The organism is Brachymonas moutaii (nom. illeg.), from assembly GCF_049977365.1.
Lineage (GTDB): Bacteria > Pseudomonadota > Gammaproteobacteria > Burkholderiales > Burkholderiaceae_C > Brachymonas.
The window spans coordinates 136,791-149,263 of record NZ_JBNGEN010000007.1; the positions used below are offsets into that span (position 1 = coordinate 136,791).

At 58.8% G+C, this 12,473-nt stretch carries 12 protein-coding genes; 9 read left to right on the forward strand and 3 right to left on the reverse strand.

Annotated elements, in window-relative coordinates; all coding sequences use genetic code 11:
* Positions 1-90: 90 nt before the first annotated feature.
* The 3 genes from ACP2WS_RS09250 to ACP2WS_RS09260 form a co-directional block, all read right to left on the reverse strand.
* Positions 91-705: an acyltransferase gene (locus tag ACP2WS_RS09250; protein ID WP_426460519.1), complete on the reverse strand. Its 615-nt coding sequence runs from the start codon at positions 703-705 to the stop codon at positions 91-93.
* Positions 706-810: 105 nt separating this feature from the next.
* Positions 811-1,764: a Gfo/Idh/MocA family oxidoreductase gene (locus ACP2WS_RS09255; protein ID WP_426460544.1), complete on the reverse strand. Its 954-nt coding sequence runs from the start codon at positions 1,762-1,764 to the stop codon at positions 811-813.
* A 200-nt stretch (positions 1,765-1,964) separates the two neighbouring features.
* Positions 1,965-3,296 (reverse strand): nucleotide sugar dehydrogenase, encoded by a 1,332-nt coding sequence (locus tag ACP2WS_RS09260; protein WP_374491688.1) that lies wholly within the window; start codon positions 3,294-3,296, stop codon positions 1,965-1,967.
* A gap of 192 nt (positions 3,297-3,488) precedes the next feature.
* On the opposite strand from ACP2WS_RS09260, the gene galU reads away from it, so the two are divergent.
* The 9 genes from galU to ACP2WS_RS09305 all read left to right on the forward strand — a co-directional run bounded on the left by galU (position 3,489) and on the right by ACP2WS_RS09305 (position 12,396).
* On the forward strand, positions 3,489-4,364 hold the full coding sequence (gene galU, locus ACP2WS_RS09265; RefSeq protein WP_426460520.1) for a UTP--glucose-1-phosphate uridylyltransferase GalU: 876 nt from the start codon (positions 3,489-3,491) through the stop codon (positions 4,362-4,364).
* Between the two features lie 2 nt (positions 4,365-4,366).
* Positions 4,367-5,383, forward strand: coding sequence for a UDP-glucose 4-epimerase GalE (galE, locus tag ACP2WS_RS09270; RefSeq protein ID WP_426460521.1), 1,017 nt, complete (start codon positions 4,367-4,369; stop codon positions 5,381-5,383).
* Positions 5,384-5,395: 12 nt separating this feature from the next.
* The gene (gene wbaP, locus ACP2WS_RS09275; RefSeq protein ID WP_426460522.1) at positions 5,396-6,895 is read left to right on the forward strand and encodes an undecaprenyl-phosphate galactose phosphotransferase WbaP; all 1,500 of its coding nucleotides are present in this window, start codon (positions 5,396-5,398) and stop codon (positions 6,893-6,895) included.
* 20 nt (positions 6,896-6,915) lie between these two features.
* Positions 6,916-7,815 (forward strand): glycosyltransferase, encoded by a 900-nt coding sequence (locus tag ACP2WS_RS09280; RefSeq protein ID WP_426460523.1) that lies wholly within the window; start codon positions 6,916-6,918, stop codon positions 7,813-7,815.
* A gap of 47 nt (positions 7,816-7,862) precedes the next feature.
* Complete coding sequence (gene rfbB, locus ACP2WS_RS09285) at positions 7,863-8,921, forward strand: dTDP-glucose 4,6-dehydratase (protein ID WP_426460524.1); 1,059 nt, start codon at positions 7,863-7,865, stop codon at positions 8,919-8,921.
* Positions 8,922-8,939: 18 nt separating this feature from the next.
* Positions 8,940-9,878, forward strand: a complete 939-nt coding sequence (gene rfbD / locus ACP2WS_RS09290) for a dTDP-4-dehydrorhamnose reductase (protein WP_426460525.1) — start codon at positions 8,940-8,942, stop codon at positions 9,876-9,878.
* Positions 9,879-9,936: 58 nt separating this feature from the next.
* Complete coding sequence (gene rfbA / locus ACP2WS_RS09295; RefSeq protein WP_374491676.1) at positions 9,937-10,824, forward strand: glucose-1-phosphate thymidylyltransferase RfbA; 888 nt, start codon at positions 9,937-9,939, stop codon at positions 10,822-10,824.
* Complete coding sequence (rfbC, locus tag ACP2WS_RS09300) at positions 10,821-11,357, forward strand: dTDP-4-dehydrorhamnose 3,5-epimerase (protein WP_426460526.1); 537 nt, start codon at positions 10,821-10,823, stop codon at positions 11,355-11,357. Before rfbA ends, rfbC begins: the two co-directional genes overlap by 4 nt.
* 82 nt (positions 11,358-11,439) lie before the next feature.
* Positions 11,440-12,396 (forward strand): glycosyltransferase family 2 protein, encoded by a 957-nt coding sequence (locus ACP2WS_RS09305; protein ID WP_426460527.1) that lies wholly within the window; start codon positions 11,440-11,442, stop codon positions 12,394-12,396.
* The last annotated feature ends 77 nt before the right edge of the window (positions 12,397-12,473 follow it).

Consider the following 12,473-nt stretch of genomic DNA (forward strand, 5'->3'; position numbering starts at 1 on the left):
ATGTGTTGTGCGCGTGGCATGTCGGGTGCGTGCTCGCGGTCGTCCGCCCCGCAGGGCTGCCGCAGCCAGATCGTGCAGGGCCCTCCGGCCTCAGGCCGCCGGCACCAGCGTCACTGCGTCGTCCTGGAGCACATAGCGGTCGCCCGTGTGGGGGCAGCGCGCCTCGCCCTCGCCCGAAGCCGGCAGATCCAGCCGCTCGCCGAAGCGGCTCATCCAGCCGATGCGCCGCGCCGGCACCCCTACCACCAGGGCAAAGTCCGGCACATCCCTTTGTACCACGGCCCCGGCCCCCACGAAGGCGTACCGCCCCACGGTATGGCCGCACACAATGGTCGCATTGGCGCCGATCGTCGCCCCCTGTCGCACCAGCGTGCGGCGGTATTCGCTCTTGCGCGCCACGGCAGAGCGGGGGTTGTAGACGTTGGTGAACACCATGCTCGGGCCGCAGAACACGTCGTCCTCCAGTGTCACCGCGTCGTACACGCTCACGTTGTTCTGCACCTTCACGTTGTTGCCGATCTGCACGTCATTGCCCACAAACACGTTCTGCCCGAACGAGCACCCCGCGCCGATGCGGGCTCCGCCGCAGATGTGCACCCAGTGCCATACACGGGTGCCCGCGCCGAGCTGCGCCCCCGCATCCACGATGGCCGTGGAATGGACCACAGGAGAAGAAGCAGGAGCGTCCGCAGACGCCGTCGTCATGTCAGCCGCCATGGGCAAGCACCTCGTCGATTGATGTTTCTGGCGGCGCGCACCGGCATGTGCCCGTGCGTGCCGCCTCCAATGCGTGGAAAAAGCGCAGCCCCCTCAGGCCCGCAGCAGCCGGGCAAGCATCGGGTGTCCCTGGCCGTCCCGGGCGGGCACGGGCTGCGCGTGGCGAATGACGTTCACCGTCTCGATGCAGTGCCGCGCATCTTCCAGCCCGTAGCCACGGCCGGCCAGAATCTCCTCGTAGCTCACCTTGTGCAGTTCCGTGAAGCCTTCCGAGAACTCAAGCTGCTCGCCGCTGATGTCGATGCTGCGGAAAGTCGGCTTCCTGCCCTTCACGCTGTCGGGCAGATCGGTGGCGTCGATCGACAGGAACCAGCGCACGCGCGCGCGTTCGTACTCCAGATAGCCCGCCGCCTTGTTCTCGGCGCTGTAGTGCACCACGTTCTCCTGCAGGTTGCCGAACACGAAGTGCAGCATGTCATAGAAATGCACCCCGATGTTGGTCGCCACACCGAAGGACTTGCGCGGATCGCCCTTCCAGCTCTCCATGTACCACTTGCCGCGCGAGGTGATGTAGGTCAGCTCCACGTCGAACTTGCGGTCGGCCGGCGCCTCGGCCACCTTGCGGCGCAGCGCCAGAATGGCGTCATGGTGGCGCAGCTGCAGAATGTTGCGAACACGGTGGCCGGTTTCCTTCTCCACCAGCACCAGGTCGTCGAGCAGCTCGGGCGTCGGCACCAGCGGTTTCTCGCAGATCACGTCGCACCCCAGCCGCAGCCCCGCCGTGATGTGGGAATGGTGCAGGTAGTTGGGCGTGCAGATGCTCACAAAGTCGAGCGTGCGGGCCGGATCGCGCTTCAGGCTCCAGGCATGGTCGTAGAAACGCTCGAAGTCGGTGAAGAACTCGCTCTGCGGAGAGATGCTGTCGATGATGCCGACCGAATCGTTGATGTCATAGGCCACCGCCAGATGGTGTCCCAGATCCTTGATGGCCCGCATGTGGCGGGGTGCAATGTAGCCGGCCGCACCGATCAGCGCGAAATTCTTGATGGTATGCATGGAAGGAAATCAGGCGTGTCATGAAAAACAGCCCGCATTGTGCGCCTATTCGGCAAAGCTGACAAAAGGGTGACACATCGGCGCAGTCCGTCCGGCGGAGCACGCAGCCCCTCCTGCAGACAGGGCCGGGGCACAGGGGGCAGGGGCCTGCACGGGGTGTCCGTGCCTGTGCTTCGTGCCCCTGGGGTGCCTTACAGCCGGAACACCTTGAACCCGGCCTCTGCGGCTGCGTGGCGGTCGTACAGGCTCTTCACGTCGCTCAGGATCGGGTGCTCGCCCCGGGTGAAGGGCCGGAGCTCGGCGGGCGTCAGGGCCCGGTAGGCACTGTGGCCCACGGCCACCACCAGCACATCCACCGGGTGCTCGGCGTCGATCGGCTCCAGCGCGATGCCGTATTCGCGCTGCACCTCCACCGCATCGGCTACCGGGTCGCACACCGCCACCTGCATGCCCCAGCTCTCGAACTCGCGCACCATGTCCACCACCTTGCTGTTGCGGATGTCCGGGCAGTTCTCCTTGAAGGTGATGCCCAGGATTCCCACCCGGCAGCGCGGAGCGTCCATGCCCTGCTGCAGCATCAGGCGAATGGTGTTGCGAGCCACATAGCGCGCCATGTTGTCGTTGATGCGGCGCCCCGCCAGAATCACCTGAGGGTTGTAGCCCACGGCCTGCGCCTTGTGCGTGAGGTAGTAGGGGTCCACGCCGATGCAGTGTCCTCCCACCAGCCCGGGCCGGAAAGGCAGAAAGTTCCACTTGCTGCCCGCTGCCTCCAGCACCTCCACGGTGTCGATGCCCAGTCGGGCGAACAGCACGGACAGCTCGTTGACAAACGCAATGTTGAGGTCGCGCTGCGTGTTCTCGATCACCTTGGCGGCCTCCGCCACCCGGATGGAGCTGGCCGGGTAGGTGCCCGCCGTGATGATGTCCGCATACAGCGCATTCACCGTCTGCGCCGTGGCGGCCGTGCTGCCGCTGGTGATCTTGCGGATCTTGGTGAGGGTGTTCACCTTGTCGCCGGGATTGATGCGTTCCGGGCTGTAGCCGCAGTAGAAGCCGCGTGCCGCATCGGCCGTGGCCTCGTTGCCGCTGTGAATGTAGGTGAGCCCGGACATGCGCTCCAGCACCGGCACGCACACCTCCTCGGTCGCGCCAGGGTACACGGTCGATTCGTAGATCACGATGTCGCCCGGCTTGAGCACCTTCCCCACTGATTCGCTGGCCTTCACCAGAGGAGTCAGGTCGGGGTTGTTGGCACCGTCCACCGGCGTTGGCACCGTCACGATGAAGATGCGGCAGTCGCGCAGCGCGTCGAGCGTGCTGGCGTAGCGCAGATGGGTGGCTGCAGCCAGCTGCTCGGCGGTGGTTTCGAGCGTGCTGTCCCGTCCGGCCTCCAGCTCGGCAATCCGTGTCGTGTTGATGTCAAAGCCCACCACGGGTCGCTGACGGCCGAATTCCACAGCAAGGGGCAGGCCCACATAGCCCAGGCCCACCACAGCCATCAAGGGCATAGAAGTGCTTTGCATACAATATCGAGAGAAGAGTAGTTTGAACGGCCTAGCGTGTGGCGCGCAGTCCTGTCATGCCGGTGTCAATGTCGTGTCAGACACTTGTCACTGTGCTGCCATGCATGCGCCGCATGGGCCCGGCCGGGTCCACCCAAATTATAAGAACCGTTCCCCCGGATTACGGGGGTTCCCTGTGATACAAACCCTCCCATGAACACTGTCATCCGCAAGGCCGTTTTCCCCATCGCGGGCCTGGGCACCCGCTTCCTTCCCGCCACCAAGGCCAGTCCCAAGGAAATGCTTCCCGTCGTGGACAGGCCCCTCATTCAGTACGCTGTTGAGGAGGCCTACGCAGCCGGCATCCGCCAGATGATCTTTGTCACAGGGCGCACCAAGCGTTCCATCGAAGACCATTTCGACACGGCCTACGAGCTGGAATCCGAACTCGAAGCTGCAGGCAAGACGGCGCTGCTCGATCTGGTGCGCAGCATCATGCCCGAGGACATGCAGTGCGTGTACGTGCGCCAGCCGCGGGCCCTGGGGCTGGGCCACGCCGTGTCCTGTGCCCACCAGCTCGTGGGAGACGAGCCCTTTGCCGTGCTGCTGGCCGATGACCTCATGGTCGGTGAGCCCCCGGTCATGAGCCAGATGGTCCAGCAGTTCCGCGAGTGGCGCGCGAGCATCCTGGCCGTGCAGGACGTGCCGCACGAAGAAACCCGCAAATACGGCATCGTCTCCGGCACCCCCATCCGTGAACGCCTCGTCGACGTCGACGGCATCATCGAAAAGCCTGCCCCCGAGGAAGCCCCCAGCACGCTCGCCGTGGCCGGACGCTACATTCTCACCCCCGGCATCTTCGACGAGCTCGCCCGCCAATCCCACGGCGTGGGCGGCGAGATCCAGCTCACCGACGCCATCGCGGCCCTCCTGCGGCGCGAAAAGGTCTTTGCCTACCGCTATGAAGGTGCCCGCTATGACTGCGGCAGCAAGCTGGGCTTCCTGCAGGCCACGGTCGACCTGGCGCAGACCCATCCGGAAGTCGGCACCCAGTTCTCCGAGTGGCTCGCACATCGCATGAAGGGGTGAGCATGTTCCAGTCCCATGTGCTTCTCACCGGCGGCACCGGCTACATCGGCAGCCATACGGCCGTGACGCTGATCGAGGCAGGATACCAGGTCGTCCTGCTCGACAACCTCTGCAACAGCCAGGCCGACATGGTCGACCGCATCGCTGCCCTGTCTGGCGCGCGGCCTGTCTTCGTCGAGGGCGATGTGCGTGATACCGCCCTGGTGCGGGACACCCTTGAGCGCCATTCCATCGAAGCCGTCATCCACTTCGCGGGCCTCAAGGCGGTCGGCGAGTCGGTCGAACGGCCCATCGACTACTACGCCAACAACGTGCAGGGCTCCATCAACCTGCTGCAGGCCATGCAGGCCGCCGGTGTGCACCGGCTGGTGTTCAGTTCGAGCGCCACCGTCTACGGCACCCCGCACTACCTTCCCTACGACGAGCAGCATCCCACGGCGGCCATCAACCCCTATGGGCGCACCAAGCTGCAGGTCGAGGAATTCCTGCACGACGTGGCGGCCAGCTCGGCCGACTGGCGCTTTGCCACCCTGCGCTACTTCAACCCTGTCGGCGCCCACCCTTCCGGGCTGATCGGCGAGGCGCCCAACGGCATTCCCAACAACCTCATGCCCTACATCGCCCAGGTCGCCGTCGGCACCCGGCCCTGGCTCAACGTCTTCGGCGACGACTACGACACCCCCGACGGCACCGGCGTGCGCGACTACATCCATGTCATGGATCTGGCCGAGGGCCACCTTGCCGCCCTGCGCTTCCTGCAGGAGCATGCGGGCTGGCATGCCTTCAACCTGGGAACCGGGCAGGGCACCAGCGTGCTCGACATGGTGCGGACCTTCGAGTCTGCATCGGGCGTGCCCGTCCCCTATCACATTGCCCCGCGTCGGAATGGGGATCTCCCCGCCTACTATGCCAAGGCCGACAAGGCCCGCGAGCAGCTGGGCTGGCAAGCCCATCGCACACTGCACGACATGTGCGCCAGCACCTGGCGATGGCAACAGAATTTTTCGCGGCAATCCTGAAGCCCTTCCCTCATGAGAATATCTTCGCCAGAATCTGATACCGTCAATTTTTATAAACGGCTATATCAACTTCCGCCCTTCAGGCATGCAGCGGGCTGGCAGCTTCTGGCACAGGCTACTTGCGACATAGGTGCCTTTATCCTGAGTGCGATACTGGCCAACATATTGGCACGCTGGCTCAATGGTCCCATGGCCGAGCAGATATTCTGGCAAGGCGCACGCGGCAGCATTTTTTTTGTGTTGCTCCTGGGGTGGATGTTTTGGTTTGGGGCGGTTAAACAGGCCTATACCCGTCGCAAGCCTTTCTGGGCTGAACTGCATCGGTCACTCACGGCAGTTTTGATTTTTGCTCTACTCGATTTGGCCTTGCTCGGTTTGCTTCGGGTTTCCTATTCTCGGACCTGGTGGCTGGCGTTCTGGGGCTGTCTGCTCGTGCTCCAGCCCTGGGGCAGGGGCCTCGCGCGCCGCATGCTCATGCGGCTGGGTAAGTGGAACCGTCATACCGTGATCTATGGTGTGGGGCCCAATGCCTGGCAGGCCTGTCTGGCCCTGCGCTCGGAGCCTGCGCTGGGGGTCATTCTGGACGGATTCGTGGCACCTCCGGAGCTGCTGACCGAAGTGGATCCCGCCATCCGTGCCTCCGGCCTGCCGGTCGTGGAGTGGCAGGGCACAGAGGATCAGGCAAGCAGCATCCATGAGTGCAACAACGTCATCGCCTTCGAGGCCGAGCAGCGGGACTACCGCGACGCCTGCATCCGTCAGCTCACCCAGTACATGGTCAGGAGCGTGCGCGTCATCCCCTCCATGCGGGGCGTGCCGCTGTACGGCATGGAAACCTCCTATTTCTTCAGCCATGAGGTTCTGCAGATTCACCTGCAGAATAACCTTGCCAAAATTCAATGGCAGATATTGAAAAGGAGTCTGGATATTTTCCTTGCAAGTATCGGATTGTTTGTTCTGTCTCCATTTTTTCTATGGATTGCATTTCTTATAAAAAGAGAAGATGGTGGTCCTGTTATCTATCATCAAGCAAGAATAGGAAAAGATGGAAAAGCATTCAAGTTTTATAAGTTCAGAAGCATGGTGGTGAATGCAGGGCAGATTCTTGAGCAGTGGAGGTTAAATGACTCGCCTGAGTGGTTGGAGTATAAAGAAAATAATTTTAAGCTGGCAAATGATCCGCGCATATTGAAGATTGGACGTTTCATAAGAAGGACGAGTGTTGATGAGTTTCCTCAGCTTTTCAATGTATTGAAGGGGGACATGAGTCTTATTGGTCCTCGTCCTCTTATGCCCAGTGAGGTGGTGGATTACGGTGAGGATATTTCTTTGTATGGGGTAGTGCGGCCTGGAATGAGTGGGCTGTGGCAGGTCAGTGGTCGAAGTAATACCTCGTTTGCAGATCGCATTTATTTCGATGGATGGTATATCAAGAACTGGTCCCCCTGGATGGATGTAGTGATCATTGCAAAAACATTTAAGGTGGTGCTTGCTGGTTCTGGTGCGTACTAGAGGATATTATGAGAGTGTGTGTGCTTTTGGCTGCATTTGATGGTGAAAAATATATTAAAGAGCAGTTGGATTCTATTTTTCAGCAATCCGGATGTGATGTCATCGATGTATTTGTTCGGGACGATTGTTCTCGTGATGGCACAAGTGAGGTTTTGAAGAATTATTCTTTGAAAAAAGACGCCTTGAAAGTGCTTGAGGCAGATTCCAATACAGGAAAGGCGGGATTTAATTTTTATGAGTTAATAAGATATGTCCCGCCTGATTATGATTATTATGCATTTGCAGATCAGGATGATATCTGGATGCCAGATAAGTTGGCGTCGGCGGTGAATTTGCTGCAGGGCAGCGGAAGCGAATGTTACTCGTGCGCAGTAGAAGCCTTCTGGCCGGATGGTAGGACTTCGATATTGAAGCAAAATCCCAGACAACTCCCGGCCGATGCTTTTTTTGAAGCGGCCGGCCAGGGATGTACCTACGTTTTTACGCAAGCATTTTTTGTGAGGTTACAGGATTTTGTGCGATCGCATGCAAGCGAGATAGCTAAATTTGAATTCCATGACTGGCTGGCCTATGTCCTTTCAAGGGCATGGGGATCAAAATGGTATTTTGATCCTGTTCCTCATATGCGTTACCGTCAACATGACAACAATGAATTGGGTGCAAGAGGTGGCTGGAAATCGATTGCCAACAGGCTGCGCAAGATACGAAGTGGATGGTACAAGGGACAAATTGTCATGGCTTCGGATATTTATATTGCTGCAGGTGGAGGTGATAAAAGTGCACTTGATTTACGTAGCAGTTGTGTGAATTCTTCTGCGAAATTCAGTGCAAAAAGTATTTGTCTTTTGATGAGGTATTCGCGCAGGCGTGTAGTGGATAGGGTGGTCATTGTATTCTCGCATCTGATGCGTTGGATTTGAGTGCTTGCAGAGGCTTATTTTATTGATTTTGTATTGAAAGGATTTCCATGATATTGGTAACAGGCGGCGCCGGCTTCATTGGCGGAAATTTTGTGCTGGACTGGGTGGCTGGGCATGAGGAGCCGGTGGTCAATCTGGACAAGCTCACCTATGCGGGCAATCTGGAGACGCTGGCTTCGCTCAAGGACAATCCCCGCCATGTCTTTGTGCAGGGGGACATTGGCGACCGTGCGCTGGTGGAGCGGCTGCTGGCCGAGCATCGGCCGCGTGCGGTGGTGAACTTTGCGGCCGAGAGCCATGTGGATCGCTCGATCCATGGCCCGGAGGATTTCATCCAGACCAATATCGTCGGCACCTTCCATCTGCTGGAGTCGGTGCGTGCGTATTTTGGGGGATTGGGGGGTGCCGAGCAGGCGGCTTTCCGCCTGCTGCATGTGTCGACCGACGAGGTGTATGGCACGCTGGAATCCACGGCTCCGGCGTTTACCGAACGGCATCGCTACGAGCCAAACAGCCCCTACAGCGCAAGCAAGGCGGCAAGCGACCATCTGGTGCGTGCATACCATCACACTTATGGGCTGCCGGTGCTGACCACCAACTGCAGCAACAATTACGGGCCCTACCATTTCCCCGAGAAGCTCATTCCGCTCATGATCGTGAATGCGCTGGCTGGCAAGCCGCTGCCGGTGTATGGCGACGGCATGCAGATTCGGGACTGGCTCTACGTCAAGGACCATTGCAGTGCCATCCGCCGCGTGCTCGAGGCCGGGCAGGTCGGCGAAACCTACAACGTGGGCGGCTGGAACGAAAAGGCCAATATCGATATCGTGCACATCGTCTGCGATCTGCTTGACGGGCTCCGTCCCCGTGCGGATGGCCAGAGCTACCGCACGCAGATCACGCATGTGACGGATCGTCCCGGTCATGACCGCCGCTATGCCATCGATGCGCGCAAGATCGAGCGTGAACTCGGCTGGAAGCCGGCCGAAACGTTCGAGACCGGCATTGCCAAGACGGTGCAGTGGTATCTGGACCATCCGCAATGGGTGCAGAACGTGCAGAGCGGGGCCTACCGGGAGTGGGTGAATCTGCAGTACCACCAGTAAGACACAGGGGATACCGTCATGAGAATTCTGCTGTTCGGTCGCAACGGGCAGGTGGGCTGGGAGCTGCAGCGCAGCCTGGCGCCGCTGGGCGAGGTGGTGGCGCTGGATCACCGCCTGGAGGACAACCCGGTATGGGAGGGCCGGCCGCTGGCCGGGGATTTCGGCGATCCCGAGGGATTGCGGGACACTGTGCGCCGCGTGCGCCCCCATGCCATCGTCAATGCGGCCGCCCATACGGCCGTGGACCGCGCCGAGAGCGAGCCGGAGCTGGCGCGCTGCCTCAACGCCACGGCCGTGGGCGTGCTGGCCGAGGAAGCTGCCACGCTGGGGGCGGCACTGGTGCACTATTCGACCGATTACGTGTTCGACGGATCGGGGGATCGTCCCTGGACCGAAGGCGATACCCCGGCACCGCTCAATGTGTATGGACGCACCAAGCTGGAGGGCGAGCAGCTCGTGCAGCGGCATTGCCCGAAGCACCTGATCTTTCGCACCAGCTGGGTCTATGCGGCCCGGGGGGGCAACTTTGCCAAGACCATGCTGCGGCTGGGGCAGGAGCGCGATGCCCTCAGCGTGATCGACGACCAGCATGGGGCCCCCACCGGAGCCGAGCTGCTGGCCGATGTCACGGCCCATGCGCTGCGCCAGCTGCTGCGTGGTGATTCGCAGTGTGCCGGGCTCTACCATCTGGTGGCGGGTGGCGAGACCACCTGGCATGGCTATGCCTCGCTGGTGCTGCAGACGGCGCGGGAGGCAGGAGTGCCGGTGCGGGTGACGCAGGACGCCATTGCAGCGGTGCCGACCAGCGCATTTCCCACGCCGGCGCGTCGGCCGCTCAATTCGCGTCTGTCCACGACGCGGCTGCAGCAGACCTTTGGCCTGGTGCTGCCCGACTGGCAGCAGGGCGTGCGGCGCATGCTGGCCGAGATTCTGCCCGATGGCAAGGCAGCGAAATAGTTCTGAAGGCCCGCGGTGAACCGCAGGGCTGTCGCATTCTCTTTCTTACGCACACATCATGACGACACGCAAAGGCATCATTCTGGCCGGAGGTTCGGGCACCCGCCTGCATCCGGCTACTCTGGCCGTCAGCAAGCAGCTGCTGCCGGTGTACGACAAGCCCATGGTTTACTACCCCCTGAGCACCCTGATGCTGGCAGGGATCCGGGATATCCTGATCATCAGCACGCCGCAGGACACCCCGCGCTTTCAGCAGCTGCTGGGCGATGGTTCGCAGTGGGGCATCCATCTCGAATATGCGGTGCAGGCCAGCCCGGATGGGCTGGCGCAGGCCTTCCTGATCGGGGAGCATTTTGTGGGCAACGCGCCGAGCGCGCTGGTGCTGGGTGACAACATCTTCTACGGACATGACCTGAGCATGCTCCTGCAGCAGGCCGACGCCCGCACCACGGGCGCGAGCGTGTTTGCCTACCATGTGCAGGACCCCGAGCGCTACGGCGTGGTGGAGTTCGATGCGGCGGGCAAGGCCATCAGCATCGAGGAAAAACCGGCGACTCCCCGATCCAACTATGCCGTGACGGGGCTGTATTTCTACGACAGCCAGGTGGTGGACATCGCCAAGGCCGTGCGGCCGAGCGCGCGCGGGGAGCTGGAGATCACCAGCGTCAACCAGGCCTATCTGGAGCAGGGCTCCCTGCATGTGCAGATCATGAAGCGGGGGTACGCCTGGCTCGATACCGGCACGCACGAGAGCCTGCTCGATGCCGGACAGTTCATTGCCACGCTGGAGCAGCGGCAGGGGCTCAAGATCGCCTGCCCCGAGGAAATCGCGTGGCGCAACGGTTTCATCGACGCTGCACAGGTCGAGCGGCTCATGCAGCCCCTGCTCAAGAACGGCTACGGCAAATATCTGCAACGCATGCTCAAGGATGGAGTCAAGGCATGAACATCATCGAAACCACGCTTCCCGAAGTCCTCATCATCGAACCCAAGGTGTTCGGCGATGCACGCGGCTTCTTTTTCGAGAGTTTCAACCAGCGCGATTTCGATGCGGCCACGGGCACGCATTACAGCTTCGTGCAGGACAACCATTCCCGTTCCCGCAAGGGGGTGCTGCGCGGCCTGCACTATCAGACCCAGCAGCCCCAGGGCAAGCTGGTGCGCGTGGCGCGTGGCGCCGTGTTCGACGTGGCCGTGGATATCCGCAAGGGGTCGAGCCATTTCGGACAGTGGTTCGGCGCCGAGCTGACCGAGGACAACCAGCGCCAGCTGTGGATTCCGCCGGGGTTTGCGCATGGCTTTGTGGTGCTCAGCGAAAGTGCTGACTTCCTCTACAAGACCACGGACTACTATGCGCCGCAGTATGAAGCTAGCTTGATGTGGAATGATCGCTCGATTGGTGTTGCATGGCCGATTCGTGAGGAAGATGCTATCCTTTCAGATAAAGATAAGAAAGGTATGCCTTTTGCGGGAATTTGAAAATTAAATTTAATGGTCTGCATAACGTAGAGATGAATTGTCTCGATGCGTGGCGTGAATTGATTGAAATTTGATTGTACGTATGAGTGTAAGAAATTGCATATTGTTGGCCACATATAATGGCGAAAAATATATTGAGCAGCTCCTGGAATCTCTTGATTTCATTGAAAATGAGTCATCTTTTTTGGTTGTCAATGATGATGGGTCACAAGATGGAACTATCGATATTTTAAGAGGTTTTGAAAGAAAATTCAGTGGCAGGGTTTTTATCAATGAAAACCTGTCTGGCGAGCATGGGGCTCTAAATAACTTTAGGGACTTGATTTCTAAGGCGCCGCCAGCGGATTATTATTTTTTCTGCGATCAGGATGATGTGTGGGTAAAAAATAAAATACCGAAAATGATTGGCGTTATGCAAAATGCGGAAGCTGCACATGGGGTCGATTGCCCTATATTGGCGCATTCTGATCTTTTTGTGGTTGATAAAGATCTGAAAAAAATAGGAAATTCTTTTTTTGAATATCAGAATCTTTATTCAGATAAATCTGGATTTAATGACATTCTTTGTCAGAACATTGTGACAGGCTGTGCGAGTGTAATTAACAGAAAACTTTGTCGTTTAATGGCAAACGTTCCTGCAGAGGCGATCATGCATGATTGGTGGGCGGCGCTAGTTGCGTCTGCTTTTGGCAAAATTGTGTTTAATAATGAATCATTGGTATATTATAGGCAGCATGATTCTAATTCGGTGGGTGCGAAAAAATGGACGATTTCTTCTGTGGCAAAGAAGCTTTCTCTTGTTTTTTCTAGAAAAAGGTCTCAAAAGGTTGTCGCTCCTCTTTTTATTCAAGCGAAATCTTTTTGCAGTATTTATTGCGACAAGTTGGATCTTGCTAAAAGGGGGATAATCCTGGATTTCTTGTGTATTGAAAAAAGAAATGTGGTGCAGAAAATTATACTTCTGGTCAAGAATAAATTTTCTAAAAATGGGATGCTTCGAACTTTGGGGTTTTATTTTGTGGTTTTGAGATCGATTTGATTGTTTGGATGGTTTGGTGGTGTGGATTTGTTGTGAATTTATTAAATAATCGCGCTATATTTTGTGTATTTTATGTC

Bases quoted from the DNA above. Each gene is read 5' to 3' on its own strand.
- galE (WP_426460521.1), top strand. From the start codon at position 4,367: ATGTTCCAGTCCCATGTGCTTCTCACCGGCGGCACCGGCTACATCGGC.
- rfbA (WP_374491676.1), top strand. From the start codon at position 9,937: ATGACGACACGCAAAGGCATCATTCTGGCCGGAGGTTCGGGCACCCGC.
- rfbC (WP_426460526.1), top strand. From the start codon at position 10,821: ATGAACATCATCGAAACCACGCTTCCCGAAGTCCTCATCATCGAACCC.
- rfbD (WP_426460525.1), top strand. From the start codon at position 8,940: ATGAGAATTCTGCTGTTCGGTCGCAACGGGCAGGTGGGCTGGGAGCTG.
- ACP2WS_RS09260 (WP_374491688.1), bottom strand. From the start codon at position 3,296: ATGCAAAGCACTTCTATGCCCTTGATGGCTGTGGTGGGCCTGGGCTAT.
- wbaP (WP_426460522.1), top strand. From the start codon at position 5,396: ATGAGAATATCTTCGCCAGAATCTGATACCGTCAATTTTTATAAACGG.
- ACP2WS_RS09250 (WP_426460519.1), bottom strand. From the start codon at position 705: ATGACGACGGCGTCTGCGGACGCTCCTGCTTCTTCTCCTGTGGTCCAT.
- rfbB (WP_426460524.1), top strand. From the start codon at position 7,863: ATGATATTGGTAACAGGCGGCGCCGGCTTCATTGGCGGAAATTTTGTG.
- galU (WP_426460520.1), top strand. From the start codon at position 3,489: ATGAACACTGTCATCCGCAAGGCCGTTTTCCCCATCGCGGGCCTGGGC.
- ACP2WS_RS09305 (WP_426460527.1), top strand. From the start codon at position 11,440: ATGAGTGTAAGAAATTGCATATTGTTGGCCACATATAATGGCGAAAAA.